The organism is Nocardia sp. XZ_19_369, from assembly GCF_015355715.1.
In the GTDB taxonomy this organism is placed as follows: domain Bacteria; phylum Actinomycetota; class Actinomycetes; order Mycobacteriales; family Mycobacteriaceae; genus Nocardia.
The window spans coordinates 283187-303971 of sequence record NZ_JACVED010000003.1; the positions used below are offsets into that span (position 1 = coordinate 283187).

General features: G+C 68.3%; 18 protein-coding genes. 12 read left to right on the forward strand and 6 right to left on the reverse strand.

The features are described 5' to 3' along the window. Positions 1 to 35: 35 nt before the first annotated feature. From IBX18_RS13000 to IBX18_RS13010, 3 genes are all read left to right on the forward strand, one after another. On the forward strand, positions 36 to 1319 hold the full coding sequence (locus IBX18_RS13000; protein ID WP_194833968.1) for an MFS transporter: 1284 nt from the start codon (positions 36 to 38) through the stop codon (positions 1317 to 1319). 187 nt (positions 1320 to 1506) lie between these two features. Then, positions 1507 to 2817: a citrate synthase gene (locus IBX18_RS13005; protein ID WP_135234698.1), complete on the forward strand. Its 1311-nt coding sequence runs from the start codon at positions 1507 to 1509 to the stop codon at positions 2815 to 2817. Positions 2818 to 2859: 42 nt separating this feature from the next. Further along, positions 2860 to 3219 carry an FKBP-type peptidyl-prolyl cis-trans isomerase gene (locus tag IBX18_RS13010; RefSeq protein ID WP_107654055.1) on the forward strand — a complete coding sequence of 120 codons (360 nt, stop codon included), beginning with the start codon at positions 2860 to 2862 and terminating at the stop codon, positions 3217 to 3219. A gap of 57 nt (positions 3220 to 3276) precedes the next feature. On the opposite strand, the gene IBX18_RS13015 is transcribed toward IBX18_RS13010, so the two are convergent. The 5 genes from IBX18_RS13015 to IBX18_RS13035 form a co-directional block, all read right to left on the reverse strand. Then, a complete protein-coding gene (locus IBX18_RS13015; RefSeq protein WP_194833969.1) occupies positions 3277 to 4446 on the reverse strand; it encodes a hypothetical protein in 1170 nt (389 codons plus the stop codon). 73 nt (positions 4447 to 4519) lie between these two features. Beyond that, positions 4520 to 5890, reverse strand: coding sequence for a sensor histidine kinase KdpD (locus IBX18_RS13020; RefSeq protein ID WP_194833970.1), 1371 nt, complete (start codon positions 5888 to 5890; stop codon positions 4520 to 4522). After that, positions 5887 to 6600: a response regulator transcription factor gene (locus IBX18_RS13025; protein WP_194833971.1), complete on the reverse strand. Its 714-nt coding sequence runs from the start codon at positions 6598 to 6600 to the stop codon at positions 5887 to 5889. Before IBX18_RS13025 ends, IBX18_RS13020 begins: the two co-directional genes overlap by 4 nt. A gap of 161 nt (positions 6601 to 6761) precedes the next feature. Beyond that, complete coding sequence (locus IBX18_RS13030) at positions 6762 to 7148, reverse strand: hemophore-related protein (RefSeq protein WP_194833972.1); 387 nt, start codon at positions 7146 to 7148, stop codon at positions 6762 to 6764. A 179-nt stretch (positions 7149 to 7327) separates the two neighbouring features. Beyond that, positions 7328 to 9379 carry an AMP-binding protein gene (locus IBX18_RS13035; RefSeq protein WP_228540919.1) on the reverse strand — a complete coding sequence of 684 codons (2052 nt, stop codon included), beginning with the start codon at positions 9377 to 9379 and terminating at the stop codon, positions 7328 to 7330. Between the two features lie 316 nt (positions 9380 to 9695). Between IBX18_RS13035 and IBX18_RS13040 the strand changes: the two genes are divergently transcribed. The 6 genes from IBX18_RS13040 (at position 9696) to IBX18_RS13065 (ending at position 17392) form a co-directional block, all read left to right on the forward strand. Further along, positions 9696 to 13412: a sensor histidine kinase gene (locus tag IBX18_RS13040; RefSeq protein ID WP_194833973.1), complete on the forward strand. Its 3717-nt coding sequence runs from the start codon at positions 9696 to 9698 to the stop codon at positions 13410 to 13412. Continuing rightward, entirely contained in the window at positions 13409 to 13822 is a 414-nt protein-coding gene (locus IBX18_RS13045) for a roadblock/LC7 domain-containing protein (RefSeq protein WP_011207200.1), read from the forward strand. Before IBX18_RS13040 ends, IBX18_RS13045 begins: the two co-directional genes overlap by 4 nt. A 7-nt stretch (positions 13823 to 13829) precedes the next feature. Next, the gene (locus IBX18_RS13050; protein ID WP_040731099.1) at positions 13830 to 14204 is read left to right on the forward strand and encodes a DUF742 domain-containing protein; all 375 of its coding nucleotides are present in this window, start codon (positions 13830 to 13832) and stop codon (positions 14202 to 14204) included. Next, a complete protein-coding gene (locus IBX18_RS13055) occupies positions 14185 to 14787 on the forward strand; it encodes an ATP/GTP-binding protein (RefSeq protein ID WP_014981574.1) in 603 nt (200 codons plus the stop codon). The genes IBX18_RS13050 and IBX18_RS13055 overlap by 20 nt, the downstream gene beginning before the upstream one ends. An 86-nt stretch (positions 14788 to 14873) precedes the next feature. Next, positions 14874 to 16397 carry a carboxyl transferase domain-containing protein gene (locus IBX18_RS13060; RefSeq protein WP_194833974.1) on the forward strand — a complete coding sequence of 508 codons (1524 nt, stop codon included), beginning with the start codon at positions 14874 to 14876 and terminating at the stop codon, positions 16395 to 16397. Between the two features lie 137 nt (positions 16398 to 16534). Continuing rightward, positions 16535 to 17392: an aldo/keto reductase gene (locus IBX18_RS13065; protein ID WP_194833975.1), complete on the forward strand. Its 858-nt coding sequence runs from the start codon at positions 16535 to 16537 to the stop codon at positions 17390 to 17392. Positions 17393 to 17395: 3 nt separating this feature from the next. Here the strand turns inward: IBX18_RS13065 and IBX18_RS13070 are convergent, their stop codons facing one another. Next, positions 17396 to 18499 carry an NAD(P)-binding domain-containing protein gene (locus IBX18_RS13070; protein ID WP_194833976.1) on the reverse strand — a complete coding sequence of 368 codons (1104 nt, stop codon included), beginning with the start codon at positions 18497 to 18499 and terminating at the stop codon, positions 17396 to 17398. A gap of 90 nt (positions 18500 to 18589) precedes the next feature. Between IBX18_RS13070 and IBX18_RS13075 the strand changes: the two genes are divergently transcribed. From IBX18_RS13075 to IBX18_RS13085, 3 genes are read left to right on the forward strand one after another with little or no spacing between them, the layout of a single operon-like run. After that, complete coding sequence (locus tag IBX18_RS13075; RefSeq protein ID WP_194833977.1) at positions 18590 to 19318, forward strand: enoyl-CoA hydratase; 729 nt, start codon at positions 18590 to 18592, stop codon at positions 19316 to 19318. Continuing rightward, positions 19318 to 20460: an MBL fold metallo-hydrolase gene (locus IBX18_RS13080; protein ID WP_194834330.1), complete on the forward strand. Its 1143-nt coding sequence runs from the start codon at positions 19318 to 19320 to the stop codon at positions 20458 to 20460. The genes IBX18_RS13075 and IBX18_RS13080 overlap by 1 nt, the downstream gene beginning before the upstream one ends. Before the next feature lie 37 nt (positions 20461 to 20497). Beyond that, positions 20498 to 20782, forward strand: a complete 285-nt coding sequence (locus IBX18_RS13085; protein ID WP_147136100.1) for an antitoxin — start codon at positions 20498 to 20500, stop codon at positions 20780 to 20782. Positions 20783 to 20785 lie beyond the last annotated feature (3 nt).

The following is a 20785-nucleotide window of genomic DNA, read 5'->3' on the forward strand; positions in this document are numbered from 1 at the left end:
GAGCCGGCCGGGTTCGACTCGCTACGCTCCCGCCGGTGAGATTGCTGGCCGATACCGCTCCGCTGCGACATCCCGACTTCCGGCGTCTGTGGACCTCGGGCATCGTCACCATGATCGGTGCGCAGCTGTCCATCGTCGCGGTGCCGCAGCAGATCTTCCAGATCACCGGCAGCTCAGGGTATGTCGGCCTGGCCGGGCTGTTCGGCCTGGTGCCGCTGATCGTGTTCGGGCTGTGGGGCGGCGCGCTCGCGGATGTGATGGACCGGCGCAAGCTGATGCTCATCACCAACGCGGGCACCGGGCTCACCGCGGTGGCGTTCTGGGCGCAGGCCGCGTCGGGCATCGACAACGTCTGGGTTGTGCTCGTCTTGTTCGCGGTGCAGCAGGCGTTCTACGCGGTGAACCAGCCGACGCGCAGCGCGGCCATCCCGCGCCTGCTGCCGGAAGACCAACTGGCCGCGGCCAATTCGCTCAGCATGACGGTGATGCAGTTCGGCGCCATCGCCGGACCGGTGCTGGCGGGCGCGCTGATCCCGGTGATCGGGCTGTCGACCCTCTATCTCATCGACTCCATCGCTCTGCTCGCCACGATCTGGGCGGTGTGGAAGTTGCCCGCCCTGCCGCCGACCGGAACCGCGCGCAAGGCCGGATTCCGCACGGTGCTGGACGGTTTCGGCTATCTGGCTACCCAGCGGATCCTGCTCGCCTCGTTCGCAGTGGACGTGATCGCCATGGTGTTCGGCATGCCGCGCGCGCTGTTCCCGCAGATCGCGCACGAGACCTTCGGCGATTCGACCACCGGCGGGGTCGCGCTCGGCCTGCTGTTCGCGTCCATGTCGGTGGGCGCGGTGCTGGGCGGGGTGTTCTCCGGCTGGATACCGCGCATCCAGCGTCAAGGGCTGGCCGTACTCGTCTGCATCGTGCTGTGGGGCCTGGCCATGGTCGGCTTCGGCGCGGCCGTCGGATTCACCGGGCACGGACTGGGCCTGGGCCTCGGGCTCTCGCTCGCGCTGCTCTGCTCGGCCTTCGGCGGCGCGGTGGACATGGTCTCGGCCGCGCTGCGGGTCACCATGTTGCAGCAGGTCGCGACCGACGAGATGCGCGGACGGCTGCAAGGCGTGTTCATCGTGGTTGTCGCAGGTGGGCCCCGAATCGGTGATGTTGCCCACGGTTTTGCGGCAGCGAGTCTGGGTACCGCTGTCGCGGCGGCCGGTGGTGGTGTTCTCGTGGTGATCGGCGTAGTGATCGCCGCGATCGCGTTCCCGGCATTCGTGCGATACCGGGTAGGGCGCGCACATGCGGAAATAGTGGCACCATGAGCCTGCGAATATCCAGCAATCGCTGTTCGGCGCGTACTTCGGACCTCACACCGCCACGAGATGTTTGTGAGGTCGCACAGGACTACCCTCCTGGTTGTCCGCGTCGGTGAACGTCTAGCGTTGAGACAAGTGCATCGTGCGCCGACCGCGACGATGCCTACGGTTCTAGCCTGAGAGGGATCCTTCCGTGCCCGCTGAGAACATCATCAACGTCGACGAAGACGCCAAGCCGGTGCTTACCTACCCCGGCGGGGAGTTCCCGATGACGGTCGCCAAGGCCGCCGAAGGCAACGACGGAATCGAGCTGGGAAAGCTGCTCGCCAGCACGGGTTACGTCACCTACGACCCGGGCTTCATGAACACCGCCCCGACCAAGTCGGCGATCACCTACATCGACGGTGAGGCAGGCATCCTGCGCTACCGCGGTTACCCGATCGACCAGCTCGCGGGCTCCTCCACCTTCATCGAGGTCAGCTACCTGCTGATCTACGGCGAGCTGCCCTCGCAGGCCCAGCTGGAAGACTTCACCGACCGGATCCGCAGGCACACGCTGCTGCACGAGGACCTGAAGCGCTTCTTCGACGGCTTCCCGCGCAACGCGCACCCGATGCCGGTGCTCTCCTCCGCGGTGAACGCGCTGTCGGCCTACTACCAGGACTCGCTGGATCCGCGCGACCCCGAACAGGTCGAGCTGTCCACCATCCGGCTGCTGGCCAAGCTGCCCACCATCGCGGCCTACTCGTACAAGAAGTCGGTCGGCCAGCCGTTCCTCTACCCGGACAACTCGCTGAGCCTGGTGGAGAACTTCCTGCGGATGACCTTCGGCTTCCCGGCCGAGCCGTACGAGGTCGACCCCGAGGTCGCCGCGGCGCTGGACATGCTGCTCATCCTGCACGCCGACCACGAGCAGAACTGCTCCACCTCGACGGTGCGGCTGGTCGGCTCCTCCGACGCCAACCTGTTCACCTCGGTGTCCGGCGGCATCAACGCACTGTGGGGCCCGCTGCACGGCGGCGCCAACCAGGCGGTGCTGGAGATGCTCGACGGCATCAAGTCCGACGGCGGCGACGTCAAGGAGTTCATCCGCAAGGTCAAGAACAAGGAAGACGGCGTGAAGCTCATGGGCTTCGGGCACCGCGTCTACCGCAATTACGACCCGCGCGCCGCCATCGCCAAGAAGCACGCCGACGCCATCCTCAACAAGCTCGGCAACGACGAGCTGTTCGAGATCGCCCAGGCGCTGGAAGAGGCCGCGCTCACCGACGACTACTTCGTCGAGCGGCGCCTGTACCCGAACGTCGACTTCTATACCGGCGTCATCTACAAGGCCATGGGCTTCCCCACCCGCATGTTCACCGTGCTGTTCGCGATGGGCCGACTGCCGGGCTGGATCGCCCACTGGCGCGAAATGCACAGCGAGCCACTGAAGATCGGCCGCCCGCGGCAGATCTACACCGGCTACGGCGCCCGCGACTACCGCGAGATCACCAACCGTTAGTTCCACCATCACCACCATCACCCACCGAAGGGGAAATGCCGAATGACCAAGCCGGAGATCGAGTTCCAGGGTGGGCCCGCGCCCGCCGAGCTGGTGATCAAGGACATCATCGAGGGCGAAGGCAAAGAAGCCGTGCCCGGCGGCAACGTCGAGGTGCACTACGTCGGCGTTGAGTTCGACACCGGCGAAGAATTCGACTCCTCCTGGAACCGCGGCGAATCCATCAACTTCCCGCTGCGCGGCCTGATCCAGGGCTGGCAGGACGGCATCCCCGGCATGAAGGTCGGCGGCCGTCGCCAGCTCACCATCCCCCCGGAGCTGGCCTACGGCCCGACCGGTGCCGGACACCCCCTGGCAGGCAAGACGCTGGTCTTCATCATCGACCTGCTGGACGCGAGCTAAACCGAAACGCGTACCGCGGCCCGTGTTCCACTCGGTGGAGCACGGGCCGCTGTCGTGCTACTCGCGGACGATCTCGACCGGATCGGTGAGGGCCAGGGCGAGCGCGGACTGCTGGGCCGAGCTGCGCTGGGGGAGGGCGTCTACAGCTTTGTCGGTCTGGGTGCTCAGGTTGTTGACGATGGTCTGCAGCTGGGTGACGCCGCCGGTGAGCTGGCTGATGGCGCTGACCAATTGGGCGCCGCCCTCGTCGGCGAGCTTGGGCAGGCCCTCGGCGAGCTTCGCGCCCTCGTTCAATTGCGCACTGGCACTGGTCAATCGGTCGACCACGGTGCGAAGCAGCGTGCCGAGGTCGGTGTTCGGGTCGACCGCGCCGCCGACCAGCGAGCCGAGGCCGGTGAGCTGGGAGCCGGCCTGACCCGAAATGCCCTGGAGCGCTTCGAGTTTCTTGATGATGTCGGCCAGCGCCGGATCGTTGGCGAAGGGCAGGGCGCGCAGCAGCGGGAGGATCTGGTCCAGGCCGGAGTTCACCGTGTTGGCTGTCTGCTCGACTTGAGCGATCGTGATGCCGGTCGAATCCAGTGCGGAGGCAAGCTCGTTCGCCTGCTTGGCGGCGCCGTCGACGGTCGAGTTCAGCAGTGCGATGGCCGAAGTCAGCTGTGCGGAACCCTCTTTGGCGAAACTCAGGAAGCCGAGCAGCTGGTCGGCGCCCGCGCTGAACTGCTCGGTGCCCGAAGCGGCCGTGTTCACGCCGGCTTTGAGCAACTGCGCAGTGAACTGCACTTGCGACATCTGGCTGCGGGCCTGCCCGACCGCCGCGAGCGCGGCGTCGACTCCCGCCGCGCCGACCCGGTGCGTCACCTCGGACACCGCGCCGTTCACCAGGTCGGTGTCCGCGCTCTTGTGGGTGGCGACGGTGACCTTGGCCCGGCGCGGCTGGGTACCGGCCAGGGTGCCCATGGATTCGGTGAGGTCGGCGGGCAGGGTGATCACCGCGGCGTAGTCGTCGGTGCTCGCCTCACCCGGCTTCGCGGCGGTCCATTCGTATCCGCCCGCTTCCGTCAGCGCCTTGACGACCCGTGCGCCCGTCGGCCCGGTGTCGGCGTTCACCAGGGCGATGCCGGTGGGGCCGTCGTCCGATCGGCTGCACGCGGTGAGGCCGGCACCGAGCGCGCCAGCGCTGACGAGAGCAACGGCGAGAAGAGCCCAGCGGGCGCGTTTTCCGATCACAGCCAGACGATAGAGCCGCCCCATGACCCAACCGCTGGCGTTTCTATGAGAGTTCGCTAAGGACCCGCGGCGGTCAGGCGCAGGTCGGATCGGGCAGGTCGAGGACGAGTCGGATGCCGCCCAGCGTTCCGTCATCGAAATAGGCGCGCCCACCGTGCACTTGGGCTTGCTGGGCGACCAGGGCCAAGCCGAGTCCGGAGCCGCCCTTGCTCGCCTGGCTACCGCGGAAGAACCGATCGAACACGGCTTGACGCTCGTGCGCCGGGATGCCGCGACCGTTGTCGTCGATGCTGATCACGATGTGCCCGTTCGGCGCCCGGTGCGCGGACACCAGCGCCTCGGTGGCCCGCCCGTGCTTGACCGAGTTGGCCAGCGCGTTGTCCACCGCGAGGCGCAGACCCGCGGGCAGGCCGCGGGTGACCAGCTCGGTGTCGCTGTCGATGCGGACCTTCAAGCCGGGGAAGTGCCGCATGGCGTCGTGCGCGGCCTGGTCGCACAGGTCGCCGACATCGGTGGCGACATGATCGCGTTCGTTGGTGAGATCGCCGGTGGCGAGGCGCTCCAGCGCGGCCAGCGTGGTCTCCACCCGCCCTTGACTGCGCTGTAGGTCGGCGAGGATCTCGGTGCGCTGCGCCTCGTCCAGGTCCAGGGTGCGCAGTACCTCGAGGTCGGTGCGCATGGCGGTGAGCGGCGTGCGCAACTCGTGCGCGGAGACGGCGGCGAAGTCACGCGCGGTCTCCAAGGCCGCTGCGGTCGCGGACTGCGCCTGATCCACCCGTTGCAGCATGGTATTCACCGCGTCCGCCAGCTTTTCCGCCTCCCGCACGCCCGACCCGTCCACCGGTGTCTGCGGGTTATGCGGATCGGGCAGGCCGCTGCGGGCGCCGACCTGACGGGTGAGCCGCACGATCGGGCGCACCGCGCGTCCGGCCAGCAGCCAGCCGAGTGCCGCCGCGGCGGCGATGGCGAACAATGCCCCGCCGAGTACCCAGCGCTGCTGGTCGGCGGTGGCCGCGGCCGCCGAGGCGGCGGGGATGCCGATCGAAACCACCCGTCCCGCTGGCTGATTCTCGGTCGTCGACAGGATTCGGTAGGGCGTGCCACCGACCGGGACGGTGCGCGAACCCGGTGCCAGATCGGGCAATTGGGTCGGCGTGCTCGCGGTGACCGCGCCGTGGTCGCGGACCGTGACGGCCATGTCGTTGTTCAAACCCGTCAAGCTGACGAACCGGACCGCGATGACCGGTTCGATCAGCACGATGCGCGCGGCGATCGCGAGCTGCTGATCGGATTGCTGCACATTGTTGCGTTCGATCGCGTGAATACTGATCACGCTGATCACCGAGACGATCACGATCGCACCGGCCGCTGCCGCGCCCGCGACCCTGGTGCGTAGCGAAAAGGCCCGGCGCCGACGGGATTTCGGCGCGGTGACCTGCGTCATTTGGGCGCCCGCAGCACGAACCCGACGCCGCGGATCGTGTGCAGCAGCCGGGGCGCGCCGTCCACCTCCAGCTTGCGCCGCAGGTAGCCGACGAAAACGTCCACCACATTGGTGTCGGCCGCGAAGTCGTAGCCCCACACCAGTTCCAGCAAACGTTCCCGGCTCAGCACCACGCCGACATTGCGCGCCAGCGTGGACAGCAGCTCGAATTCCCGCTTGGTGAGCTCGATTTCATCGCCGTTCAGCAGCGCGCGGTACCCGGCGACATCGACTTCGAGCGGGCCGACGGTGATCGCGCCCGGCGTCGCGGGTGACTGCGTGTCGGTCCGCCTGCGCAGCAGCGCCCGGATCCGCGCGACCAACTCGGCGAGCACGAACGGCTTGACCAGGTAGTCGTCGGCACCGGACTCCAGCCCGGAGATGCGATCGTCCACCGAGGCGCGCGCACTGAGCACGCAGATCGGCACCTCGTTGCCCATCGCGCGCAACGCGGTGACCACCCCCGCGCCGTCGAGCACCGGCATGTTCATATCGAGCACGATCGCGTCCGGCGCGTGCTCGTTCACGCTGCGCAGCGCCTGCGCCCCGTCCCTGGCGACCAGCACATGGAACCCGGACAGCCGCAGCCCCCGCTCGACCGAGGCGAGCACGTCCTCGTCGTCATCGACGACGAGGACGGTCGGGGTGGAAGTAGGCGTCACATCTGTCATTGTGCTCCCCCGCCTCTCCGAGACTCGAGGCCAGACTCGAGTGTCGCGATCGTCGCGTCGGCGTCCGGCGGTGAGATAACGGGCAGGTCAGCCGGTACCCGGTGAGTTACCCATGTCCTCACGAGATCAGGTGACCTGTGGTCATCGGGGAACGGCGCCCGTCAGTAGCTGTGGCAAGAATCGGCGACCGTGCGGATGGTGTCGCGCAGTTGGTTGTAGCGCGGGTCGTTCTGGGCTTCCTGGACCGCGCCCGGGTTCTGGTCGATGGCCCGCTGGAGTTCGGCGCGGCGCTGCTCGACCGGCTGATCGAACTTGCGCTGCAGCTCGGCCTTCTGCTTCGGGTTCGCGTCGAGCATGGCGGCGAGCTGCGGTGCCTTGTCGTGCAGGGCGGCGTCGACCTGGGCGAACGAACAGTCCGAGGTGAGCAGCGGGCCGGCGAGCTCCATCGGGTCGGCGGAGGCGATGGCGGGGCTGAGGAACATGGCGACAGTGGCCAGCCCGCCTGCGGCGAATGCGGCGACAGCGGGACGGCCAACGGAACGCTTCATGGTGTGACTCCAAATATCGAGGGGTACTAGCGCCCTCGACGCTAGGCCGCCGCACTGGCACGCGTGTGAACGCTTCCTAAGGAATCTCTGAGCAGTCGACTCTCCGAGCCGGGATCTACGACGGAATACCCAGCGAGACAACTGATCTCATGAGCACGCAGGTACCGGCTGAGCTGGCCTTACTCGCCGCCGGGCGCCGAGGTCACCGGGGTGGCAGCCGAGTCCGGCCCGAATTCGCTCAGCGGCGGGAGATCGCGTGCCGCGTGGATCTGCTCCTCCAGCGCCTCGAGCACCGCGGGATCCTCGATGGTGGACGGCACCTCGTACGGATCGCCGGAGGTGATCTGCCGGATCGTCTTGCGCAGGATCTTGCCGGAGCGGGTCTTCGGCAGCGCGGTGACGATCACGGCGTCGTGCAGCGTGGCGATCGCGCCGATCTGGCTGCGCACCCGCTCGATCAGCTCGTCCCGCAACTGCGCGGGGTCCACCTCGACCCCCGACTTGAGCACCACATAGGCCAGCGGCCGGTGCCCCTTGAGTTCATCGGGCAGTCCGATCACCGCGCACTCGGCGACCGCCTCGTGGCCGGAGATGGCCGCCTCGATACTGCCGGCCGACAACCGGTGCCCGGCCATATTGATCACATCGTCGCTGCGGCCGAGCACATAGAGGTAACCGTCCTCGTCGAAGTACCCGGAGTCGCCGGTGAGGTAGTGGCCGGGGTAGGCGGACAGGTACGAACGCTTGTAGCGCTCGTCGTCGTGCCACAGCCCGGTCAGCGTGCCGGGCGGCAGCGGCAGCCCGATCACGATGTTGCCCTCGGTATTCGGCGGCACCGGGTTGCCCTCGGAATCGAGCACCCGCAGGCGATACCCCGGCACCGGCACCGACGCCGAACCCGCCTTGATCGGAAGTTGTTGCAGACCGAGCGGATTCGCGCAGATCGGCCAGCCGGTCTCGGTCTGCCACCAGTGATCGACGACGGGGCAGTCCGTGCGGTCGGCGAGCAGTATCTCGTCGGCCCAGGCGTAGGTGGCCGGATCTAGTCGCTCGCCCGCGCAGAACAGTGCGCGCAGCGAGGAGAGGTCGTGGCCGTGCGCGAGCGCGGCGTCCGGGTCGGCCTTGCGGATGGCGCGCAGCGCGGTCGGCGCCGTGAACAGCACGCGAACATTGTGTTCGGCGATCACTCGCCAGTACGCGCCCGCATCCGGGGTGCCGATCGGCTTGCCTTCGTACAGCAGCGTGGTCGCGCCGACCAGCAGCGGCGCGTAGACGATGTAGGAGTGCCCGACGACCCAGCCGACGTCGGAGGCCGTCCACATCACCTGGCCGGGGCCTACGTCGTAGATATTGCGCATGGACCAGGCGAGGGCAACCGCGTGTCCGCCGTTGTCCCGCACCACGCCTTTGGGTTTCCCGGTGGTACCCGAGGTGTAGAGGATGTAGAGCGGGTCGGTCGCGGCGACCGGGACCGGCTCGGCCAGTGGCGCACCTCGGACAGCGTCGTCCCAATCGAGCCATTGCGCCGCGATGGTCTGTGATGAACTCGGCAGTGATTCGGTCGCGGCCTGCGGCGCGGAGAAGTGGATGGTCGGGAACTGCGGGCGCTGCTTCACGATGACGGTGCGCGGCGCGGTGGTCTCCGCGAGGTCCAAGGCCTGCAACACAATCGGCGGGTATTCGAGCTGTTTGCCCGGTTCCAGGCCGCCGGATGCTGTGATGATCAACACTGGCTTCGCGTCATCGATGCGCGCGGCGAGCTCCGGCGCGGCGAAGCCACCGAACACCACCGAGTGCACCGCGCCGATCCGCGCGCAGGCCAGCATGGCGATTACGGCTTCGGGGATCATCGGCAGGTAGATGACGACGCGATCACCCGCGACGACGCCGAGCCGGCTCATCGCGCCTGCGAACCTGGCTACCTCTTCCAGCAGCTCCGCGTACGTGAAAACGCCTCTGGTGCCGGTCATAGCGGAGTCGTATATTAAGGCGGGCTGATTCGCTAGGCCCCCCTCCGCCGCGGCGCCACCGTGCACATGCCGGTCGAGGGCGTTGAAGGAGGTGTTGAGGCGAGCGTCGGTGAACCACCTGGCCACCGGACGAGCGGCCGGGTCCACGATTTGGGTTGGCGGAACCTCCCAATCGATCGCTTCAGCCGCCCCGGCCCAGAACTCGGCGGGGTCGACCAAGCTGGTCTGATAGACCGGTCGGTACTCGTGCCGCACGTTCAAACCCGTGACTCCCTAGCCTCGCCTCGATGCCCGCCTCGATAGATCTGGTTGATTGTGGCAGACTTCACGCGACGCCCGGGTGGGTGTTGTGACCATTGGTTTTGCCTGGAACGGGCAGGTCAAGGATCGCATGCTTACTCGGAGTCACCCAAGAAGTTATTGATCCGTTAGAATCTGATGTCACTTATTTGGGCCGTCGTAGACGCAATTTCTCGGCCAGCCGCAGTTCTCGGCCAGCTCCGCCTGTCGAGCCAGTATGCGTGTGGAGGTTCGCTGATGGCGCGTGGTTGGGGCCAGTTTGGAAAGTGAGTGGGAGATGCGTGAGGCCGCTAGGTCCGGCAGAAGGCGCTGGGCGCTCGGCAACTGGGACCTGCGCTGGAAGGTGACGGCGGTGCTGGCCGTCCCGCTGGCGGTCGCGGTAGGCCTTGGCGTGTCCAGGATTTCATCGGAGTTCACCAACTCGGGTCGGCTCGCCGATGTCGCCGAGAACGTGGGGGCCATCCCCGCGGTCACGGCGCTGAGTGCGCAGACGGCAACGACCGTCGGTTCGCAGATGATCGCCGTCGCGCCGAACGTGTCCGTGGTGACGGATCAGAACCTCGCCGATCTCGACAAGGCGATCGCCAACGCGGAGAAGGCAGCCGACAAGCTCAGTGGTGTCGCCGGTGCCCGTGCGGCGCTGGACAGCATGCTCAACCAGGCAAAAGCCGTTCGCCAGCAAGGCAAAGCGGTGAACACCGGGTCGAGCGAGGACGCCATCGGTCTGATCGACCGGGTGCGCAACGACAGTGTGCGGATCGTCGAGACGACGGTCGGCCAGGTCAGCGACACCGCGGTGGATACGGCCAAGCTGCGCCTGGTCGATTCGCTCAACACCCGAGCCACGCTGGTCGGTGAGGTCGCGGCGTTCCCAGGCGTATTGAAGGACCCGAAGGCAGGTACGCCGGGCTTCCTGACCGCGGCCAACACCGAGCGTTCGCTGCTCGGCGTGCTGTCACATCGGTTCTCCGACGGTGACACCTCGATCGCCGATCTTCGTGCGGGCATCGACACTCGTGTCACATTGCTGAACAGCCCGGAGGCACAGGCCGGTCGGATTCCGGTCGGCGAACTGAAGAAGTCGCTGACCGACAGTCTCGCGGTCTACGAACTCGTGGTGACCCGGGCGACCAAGGACATCGACAGCGCGATGAACGCGCTGGTGTCCACCGCTCAACGGGATGCGTGGACCTACACCGGCGTCGTGGTCGCGACCATCCTCGCCGCGCTGTTGCTCGCCGTGTTCGTCGCGCGCTCGATGATCGTGCCGCTGCACCGATTGCGCCTCGCCGCGCTGCGCGTGGCCGAGAGCGACCTGCCGCACGAGGTGGCCCAGCTCCGCAACGGCGCCTCGCCGGAAGAGGTGCCGCTGGAACCGATGCCGGTGCGCAGCACCGAGGAGATCGGCCAGCTGGCCCGCGCCGTCGACGACATCCACGGCCAGGCCCTGCGCCTCGCGAGTGACCAGGCGCAGATGCGTTCCCAGGTCAACGACATGTTCGAGACGCTGGCCCGGCGGTCCAAGTCGCTGGTCGACCATCAGCTCAGCCTGATCGAGGCGATGGAGTACGACGAGAAGGACCCGCGCCTGCTGGAAAACCTGTTCCGGCTGGACCATCTCGCCGCCCGCATGCGCCGTAACGGCGACAACCTGCTGATCCTGGCGGGCACCAGGCAGCGTCGCGCCAAGTCCGCCCCGGTCGAGATCGCCGACGTGCTGCGCGCCGCGATCTCCGAGGTCGAGGACTACGAGCGGGTGAAACTGGGTGCCACACCACGTGGTTCGCTGGTCGAGCCCGCCGCCTCCGACATGGCGCACCTGTTCGCCGAGCTGCTGGACAACGCGCTGCGCGCCTCCCCGCCGGAGACCGACGTGAAGTTCACCTTCGCGCAGGCGCACGACCAGGGCATGCTCATCGAGGTGGCCGACCGAGGCATCGGTATGCCGCCCACCGAGATGGCCGACATCAACCGGCGGTTGGAACAGACCGCCGAGCCCGGCCCCGACACCGCGCGGCACATGGGTCTGTTCGTGGTCGGCAGGCTGGCCGAGCGGCACGGTCTCACCGTGCGGCTGCGTCCCACCTTCGACACCGCGCGCGATCCCGGCGTCACCGTGACCGTGCACGTGCCCGGCAATCTGATCGTGGCGGGCAAGCCGATCACGGCCCAGCCCGTCACCCCGTCCCCGCAGGCCCCCGAGCGGCAGCGGCCGTCCGCCCCGTCCTCGATGCAGATGCGGGCGATCACCCGGACCCCCGGCGGCAACGTCATGGTCACCGTGGATCCGGGTGTCAGCGGGCCGATTCCGATCACCAACCCCAATGCGAATCCGAGCGGTCCGGTTCCGGCCGGCGGCGGATTGCCGCAGCGGCAGCCGGGCAACAGCATGGCGTCCGGCCTGCAATCGAACGCGCAGCAGGCGAGCCCGACCCTGCGACCCGCACCGGGCCAGCAGTCGAGCGCACCGCAGCGCGGCAAGCTCGCCGCCGCGAACCTACCCAAGCGCAACCTCGCTCCCGGCGGTCCGCCGCCGCGGCAGCCGGGTGCCCCGGCCGAGCCGACCGTGACGGGACTGCCGCCGCGGGACGCGAACTCGGGTGAACTGCCGAAGCGGCAGCCGGGCAACAACGGCGTGCCGCAGCCGAGCATCAGTGGCCTCGCCCAGCCGCCCAGCGGCCTGCCGCAGCGTCAGCGTGGCGAGAACGGGATGCCGCAGCGTGATCCCAACGCTGGTGGTCTGCCGCAACGTGATCCGAGTGCCGGTGGCTTGCCGCAGCGTGATCCCAGCGCGGGCGGTCTGCCCCAGCGTGATCCGGCTGCGGGTGGTCTGCCGCAGCGTCAGCGTGGCGAGAACGGTCTGCCGCAGCGGGAGTCCGCGTCCGGTGGGTTGCCGCAACGCGACCCGAGCGCGGGCGGCCTGCCGCAGCGGGACCCCAATGCGGGTGGTCTGCCGCAACGTGATCCGAGCGCGGGCGGTCTGCCGCAGCGGGATCCCAGCGCGGGTGGCTTGCCGCAGCGGGATCCCAGCGCCGGTGGTCTGCCGCAGCGTCAGCGTGGCGAGAACGGTCTCCCGCAGCGGGAGTCCGCGTCCGGTGGGTTGCCGCAACGCGACCCGACCGCCGGTGGTCTGCCGCAACGCGACCCGAGTGCGGGTGGCTTGCCGCAGCGGGATTCGATTCTGCCGCAGCGTGATCCGAGCGCCGGTGGGCTCCCGCAGCGGGATACCGCGTCCGGTGGTCTGCCGCAGCGCGATCCGGGTGCCAGTGGTTTGCCGCAGCGGGATTCGAGCCTGCCCCAGCGTGATCCCAACGCCGGTGGTCTGCCCCAGCGCCACGCGGCGGCGTCGAGCCTGCCGCAGCGGGACGCGACGCCGACCGGGCTGCCACAGCGGCAGCCGGGCAGCCAGGTGCCGCCGAATCTGCCGCAGCGCGAACCGGGTGACGGTCTGCCCCAGCGGGATTCCACGCCGGGACTTGGTCTTTCGCAGCGCGGACGCGGTACGCTGCCCGGCAGCGACGAGCAGCCGAAGGACACCGAAGCCGCCGGCGCCGACCCGGGTAGGCACAGCTACCGGGCCAACCCGTCCAGGACGGCGTCGTTCTTCCAGACCAGGCTGCAGCCCGCGGTCGAAACCGGCGACTCCGTCATGGGCGGAACACCGATTTTCGCGGAAATGATGTCGGCGTGGCTCTCAGACCCGAATATGGACAGGTCCCAAGTGGCCGCGTCCTTCGAGTCACCGGGTGATGAGGGTTGGCAGGCGGCTCGCCGGGCCAGCGAGGCACAATCCGAGACGAGGACGGCGGCTGGGTTGCCGCAACGCAATCCGGGCGGAAGGCTGGTCCCGGGCGCCGTCAACGGTGCGGTGGAACGGGCACCGAGCCGTGATCCAGAAACGATCAGGTCCAGCTTGAGTCGTCATCAGCAGGGCGTCCGGGATGGCCGCGCAATGAGAGCAATGAACTTAACCGGAGATAAAGGAGACCGATGAACCCCGATCTAGGTGGTACGAATCGTCAGCTGGATTGGCTGGTTTCGAACTTCGCCAACGAGGTTCCTGGCGTAGCCCATGCCGTCCTGGTCTCGGCTGACGGCCTACTCATGGCCGCGAGCGCTCAGCTGCCCGTCGACCGTGCCGAGCAGCTCTCGGCCGTCACCGCCGGACTGGCCAGCCTCTCGGTCGGTGTCTCGAACCTGTTCGAGGGCGGCACCGTGCTGCAGTCCGTCGTCGAGATGGAGCACGGCTACCTGCTACTCATGGCGGTCGGCGACGGCTCGTACCTTGCCGTGCTGACCAACACGTCGTGCGACATCGGTCAGGTCGGTTACGAGATGGCGTTGTTGGTCGAGCGGGTTGGCCAGACAGTTCAGGCCACGCCACGCGTCACGATGGGTTCCTGATGGTGGGATGGACATAGAAGATCACCGCTTGGGGAGCGCCGAGCCCAGTCTCGTCCGCCCATACTCGTTGACCGCAGGCCGAACGAGGCCCGCGGTCGAGTTGGCGTTGGAGGCTCTCGTCGCATCGCATCCGGTCGCCCTGGAGCGGCAGTTCGAACTGACCAACATCGAGACGTCAATCGTGGAGTTGTGCAGAGAATCGCCGTCCGTTGCCGAGGTAGCAGCCCGACTTGGTATCCCCATCGGGGTGGCACGCGTGCTGGTCGCCGACCTGATCGAGGCCGGGCATGTACGCGTTTCGGCGACTTTGAAAGACGATTCCAGCGACGATGAACGTCGCGAGCTGATCGAAAGGGTTCTCAGTGGACTCCGGCGTATTTGATTCGACGGCGCAGGTCGACACCCGCACCAGCAAGCCGACGTCGGCCAAGATCGTCGTCGCGGGTGGCTTCGGTGTCGGTAAGACCACGATGGTGGGTGCTGTCTCGGAGATCGTTCCGCTGCGCACCGAGGCATTGGTGACCAATGCCAGTACCGGAATCGACAATTTGACCGGCATTCCGATGAAGTCGACCACCACGGTGGCGATGGACTTCGGCCGGATCAGCCTCGCCGACGATCTGGTGCTGTACCTCTTCGGTACGCCGGGCCAGTACCGATTCTGGTTCATGTGGGACGACCTGATCCGCGGCGCCATCGGCGCCGTGGTGCTGGTGGACACCCGCAGACTGGAGGACAGCTTCGCGGCTGTCGACTACTTCGAAGCGCGCGGCCTACCATTCCTGGTGGCGCTCAACGAATTCGACGACGCGCCGCGGTATCCGATCGAGGACATCCGGCAGGCGCTCGCGGTGCCCGCGGACGTGCCGATCCTGTCCATCGACGCTCGGCGTCGCGAGCCGGCCAAGCAGGCCTTGGTCGCGCTCACCGAGTACGCCCTGCGCAAGGTGATGCAGGGCTACTGACCGTTTGCGCACTGAGCGGCTGTTCGCAGGTCGCTCGAAACGGTCAGCGTCCCGCCCGCCGGTTGCCGAGTGGATAAGCTCCCTCGGTGAAGATTTCGGCGCGCGAGCTGCTCGGGCAACTGCTCGACACCGACTCGTATGTCAGCTGGGACCGGTCACCGATCACGGTGGCCGCGACCCCGCGGTACCGCGAGACGTTACGCACGGCGGCGGTCGCGGCGGGCACCGATGAATCGGTGCTCACCGGCGAGGGACTGCTGCGCGGCCGCAGAGTGGCCGTAATCGCCTGCGAGTTCGGCTTTTTGGCGGGCTCGATCGGCGTCGCCGCGGCGGAGCGGATCGTCTCGGCCGTCGAGCGCGCCACCGAACTCGGGCTGCCCCTGGTCGCTTCGCCGACCTCCGGCGGCACCCGGATGCAGGAGGGCACCGTCGCCTTCGTGCAGATGGTGAAGATCGCCGGTGCGGTCGCCGCGCACAAGAGCGCGGGCCATCCCTATCTGGTCTACCTGCGCAACCCCACCATGGGCGGCGTGTTCGCGTCGTGGGGTTCGTTGGGGCACATGACTTTTGCCGAACCCGGCGCCTTGATCGGCTTCCTCGGCCCGCGCGTGTATCAGGCCCTGTACGGTGAGCCCTTTCCCGAGGGCGTGCAGACCGCCGAAAATCTGTACCGCCGCGGTGTTATCGACGGCGCCGTCACGGTCCGCATTTTTCGCCGCATCGCGCACCGCGCACTCAGCGTCTTCAGCGGCGTCCCGGTGCCGGATTCGACTGTGGGTGAACAAGATCCGATCCAGGGCCGACGCACGGCCGCCGAGCCGGTCTCGGCATGGGAATCCGTGGAGATCTCCCGACGCCCGGAGCGGCCCGGCATTCGTGACTTGCTACGTCATGTGACGCAACGGGTTCCGCTCAGCGGGACCGGGCAGGGTGAATCCGATCGAACCGTGGTGCACGCGCTGGCGCGCTTCCGCGGCCAGCCGTGCGTGGTGTTCGGTCACGACCGTTCCGGGCAGCAGGACGGATACCCCATGGGGCCCGCCGCGCTGCGCGAGGCGCGCCGCAGCATGGCGCTTGCTGAGGAGTTGCGCCTGCCGCTGGTTCTGGTCATCGACACGGTGGGTGCCGCGCTGTCGAAGGAGGCCGAGGAACGCGGATTGGCCCCTGAAATCGCCCGCTGCATCGCGGATTTGGTGACATTGAACACGCCGACCATCTCGGTGCTGCTCGGTCAGGGCACCGGCGGCGGCGCGCTGGCCCTGCTGCCCGCCGACCGCGTCCTGGCCGCCACCCACGCCTGGCTGGCCCCGCTGCCACCGGAGGGCGCGAGCGCCATCGTCTACCGCGACACCGAGCACGCCGCTGAACTGGCGCAGTCCCAACGCATCCGCGCCGCCGACCTACTGGCCGACGGTGTCGTCGACCGCATCGTCCCCGAATTCCTCGACGCCGCCGACGAATCCGTCGACTTCGCCCGCCGCATGGTCGCCGCCGTCTCCGGCGAGCTCGCCGGGCTGCGCAACCGACCCGCCGCCGAACTCCTTGCGCTGCGCAAGCAGCGCTACCGCAGGCTCGGCCTGCCGGGCGCGGTCGACCAGGCGGACGGCTAGAGCCGCGCCCGCAGCGGCCATCGAGTCATCACCATCACTGTCGGACGGCACGAAAGTGCAGGTCGAGCGGTAAACCGGAGACCAACACGCCAAGGGGCAGCGTTGACGGCTCGCCGCCACACTTCTACCGTCGCAGGGTGACCTTCAGAAGCGAGACCTCCGCCGTCCCCTCGATCGTCCTCAACGACGGGAACGTGATCCCGCAACTCGGCTTCGGTGTGTTCCAGGTGCCCGAGGAGGATGTGACCTCGGTTGTCACCACCGCGCTGGAGGTCGGCTACCGCAGTATCGACACCGCGGCGGTCTACGGCAACGAAGAGGGGACCGGTCGCGCGATCCGCGATTTCGGGCTGCCGCGCGACGAAATCTATGTCACCACCAAGGTCTGGAACTCCGAGCAGGGCTTCGACTCCACGCTGCGCGCGTTCGACGCCAGCATGCAGCGGCTCGGCCTGGACTACCTCGACCTGTACCTGATCCACTGGCCGGTGCCCAAGGCCGACCGCTACGTGGACACCTTCCGCGCGTTGCAGGCGCTCAAGACCCAGGGCCGGGTCAAGTCGATCGGCGTCTCCAACTTCAACCCCGCGCACCTGGAACGGGTCATCGGCGAGACCGGTGAGATCCCCGCGGTGAACCAGATCGAGCTACATCCGCGGCTCGCGCAGCGCGAGCTACGCGAGTTCCACGCGGGTCATGCGATCGCCACCGAGGCGTGGAGCCCGCTCGGCCAGGGCACCCTGCTCGACGATCAGACCATCACCTCGGTCGCCGCCGCGGTCGGCCGCACGCCGGCCCAGGTGATCATCCGCTGGCACCTGCAGCTCGGCAATATCGTCATCCCGAAGTCGGTCACCCCGTCCCGGATCGCGGAGAACTTCGACGTGTTCAGCTTCGAACTGTCCCGCGATCAGCTGGACGCGATCAACGCGCTGGACACCGGCTCGCGCATCGGCGGCGACCCGGAGACGCTCACCATGGGCCTGGAGGACTGAGGGTCACTGCGCCTTCAGATATCGGGTGAGCTCCGTGGCCGCCGCGCGCCCGGCGCGGTTCGCGCCGATCGTGCTCGCGGACGGCCCGTAACCGATCAGGTGGATGCGCGGATCCGCGGCCACCTGGGTGGCGAGCCGCCCGGTCATGGTGATGCCGCCGCCGGGCCCGCGTAGGCGCAGCGGCGCCAAATGGTCCAGTGCGCTGCGAAATCCGGTGGCCCACAGGATCACCTCCGCGTGCTGGAACGAACCGTCGGCCCAGCGCACCCCGTCCGGTTCGATGTGGTCGAACATCGGCAGCCGGTGCAGCGCGCCGCGTGCCTTGGCGGCCCGCAGGCGATCGTCGAGCCGCAGCCCGGTCACCGAGACCACCGACCCGGGCGGCAAGCCCCGGCGTACCCGGTCCTCCACCTGGGCCACCGCCGCGCGTCCGTCCTCGAGTCCGAAGGAGTCGTCGCGGAAGACCGGTTCGGTCCTTGTCACCCAGGTCGTCGAGGTGACCTGGGAGATCTCGTCGAGCAACTGCACCGCCGAGACACCGCCGCCGACCACCACCACGTGCTTGCCCGCGAACTCCGCCGCGGTGCGGTAGTCGTGCGTGTGCAGCTGTCGCCCGGCGAAGGTCTCCGCGCCGCGATAGCGGGGGATGAAGGGGTGTTCCCAGGTGCCGGTTCCGTTGATCAGGCCGCGCACCCGGATCGTGCCCGCCGCGTCGGTCTCGGCGTTGAGGATCGGCCCGTGTTCGGCGGGGCTACCGTCCTCGGTCCGGTCGCAGACCACGGTGACCGTCACCTGCCTGCGCACCCGCAGGTCGAAGCGCTTCTCGTAGAGCTCGTAGTAGTGCGGCACCGCGGTCGCCGCGGGTGCCGATTCCGAGCCCGGCGGCAATGTTTTCGCGAACGACATGCCCGGGAGGTCGTGCACCCGATTGACGGTGGTCAGGGTGAGCGAGGGCCAGCGGAACTGCCAGGCCCCGCCGGGGCCGGGTGCATGGTCCACGATGAGAAAGTCCTGTTCGGGGCGTAGCCCGAGGCGCTGGAGGTGGTAACCGGCCGACAGTCCGGCCTGACCAGCGCCGATCACCAGGATTTCGAAGTCTGTCGGCACAGCCGGAGATCGTATCCGCTTGAGCGGTCTGCGCCGTCGGCTGTGGCAAAGTGAATGTAACCAGACGGATCGCTCAGTTGGGGAGGTCGCATGCTCGGAGTTAGCCGAGACGGTGACGTAGTGACCATCGAACTTCAGCGGGAGGAGCGGCGCAACGCGCTCAACCTCGAGCTCATCACGCTGCTGCGCGAAGCCGTCATCGCCGCCGTCGCGGACGGCGCACGGGTGATCGTGCTGACCGGCCGCGGCCCCATCTTCTGTGCGGGCGCGGATCTGTCCGGTGTCTACTCCGAGGAGTTCCTGGCCGGGCTGATGGAGATGCTGCACACCGTCGAGTCCGTGCCGGTGCCGGTGATCTCGGCGATCAACGGCGGTGCGCTCGGCGCCGGCGTGCAGCTGGCCATCGCCTCGGATCTGCGGGTGATCGGGCCGGACGCCTACATCGCGATCCCCGCGGCCAAGCTCGGCATCTCGGTCGACCGGTGGACGATGCGCAGGCTGGTCTCGCTGATCGGCGGCGGCCCGGCCCGGACCATCCTGATCGGCGCGGAATCGGTCACGGCGGCCGATGCCTACGCCTTCGGCTTCGCCAACCGGCTCGGCACGCTGGCCGACGCACAGGCCTGGGCCAAGCAGATCGCCGAGCTCGCCCCGCTGTCGCTGCGGCACATGAAACTGGTGCTCAACGACGACGGCACCCGCGAGCCGGAGACCGCGCAGCAGCGCGACGCGCTCGAGGCGGCGTGGTCCAGCGCCGACGCGCAGGAGGGCAGGCTGGCCAGACAAGAGAAGCGCGCCGCGAAATTCGTGGGGCGATGATGAACATCCGCAGCATTGCCGGTGCCGCGGCGGGCGCGCTCGGCCTCACCTGGGTGGTCCGGGCGGCGTGGGGCATCCCATCCGCGATGGGCGCCTCGATCTCGGCCATCCAGCCGTACGCGGCGGGCGCGACCACCTACCGCGACCGCCATTTCCACAACACCGAACCGAGTAGTCAGCTGGCCGCGGGATCGGCGCCGTCGCTGCTGGTTTCGGCGTTCACCAAGCGCAATGTGGGCCGCCCGACCGGGGTGATCCCGCTGCAGACGCCGCAGCTGCCGGAGTCGGCCGCCGACCTGGCCGTCACCTGGTACGGCCACGCCACCGCGCTGATCGAGATCGACGGCTACCGGGTGCTCACCGATCCGGTGTGGAGCGAACGGGTTTCGCCGTCCGCGCTGGTCGGGCCGACCCGGATGCATCCGGTGCCGACGCCGCTGGCGGAGCTGCCCGCGGTCGACGCGGTGCTCATCTCGCACGACCACTACGACCATCTGGACAAGGACACCGTTCGCGAGCTCGTGCTGCGCCAGACCGCGCCGTTCCTGGTGCCGATCGGCATCGGCGCGCACCTGCGGCACTGGGGCGTGCCGGAGCACCGGATCATCGAATTGGATTGGAGCGGTTCGGTTTCGCTGTCCGCGCTGGGCCGGGCCCACGAGGGCTCCGATCTGGTGCTCACCTGTACCGAGGCGCGGCACTTCTCCGGCCGCGGGCTGATCCGCAACACCACCCTGTGGGCGTCCTGGTCGATCGTCGGGCCGACCAAGCGGGCGTACTTCGGCGGTGACACCGGCTACACCAAGGCGTTCGCGGAAGCCGGTGCGGCCCTTGGCCCGTTCGATCTGACGCTGCTGCCGATCGGCGCGTACGACGAGCGGTGGCGCGACGTGCACATGAATCCGGAGGAAGCGGTCCGCGCGCACGCCGATCTGTGCGCGGGTGACGCAGGCCACGGCCTGCTGGTGCCGATCCACTGGGCCACCTTCAATCTGGCGTTCCACGGGTGGTCCGAGCCGGTGCGGCGGATGGTGACGGCGGCCGAGGCGGCGGGCACCGCGATCGCGATTCCGATGCCCGGCCAGCGGGTCGACCCCGGTGGTGTACCACTGCGGGATTCATGGTGGGAAGATGTGGGTTGACATCCTGCTAGTGGGCTAGAGGAAGGATCGGAAAGCTATGAGCTTCGCAGATACTTTGAAGGGCCTCGTCGGCAAGGGCAAGGACGCGGCGGCCAAGAACGCGGACAAGATCAACGACGCCATCGACAAGGGCGGCGACTTCATCGACCAGAAGACCCAGGGCAAGTACTCGGACAAGATCGCGAAGGGTAAGGAGGCCGCCAAGAAGGTGGTCCCGCCGGAGGATCAGCCGGGTGCGCCGGGTCAGCCGGGCGGTGCGGGCGCGCCGGGCACCACCCCGGATCAGCCCGGCACCCCGGATCAGCCGGGCACACAGGTCTGACGA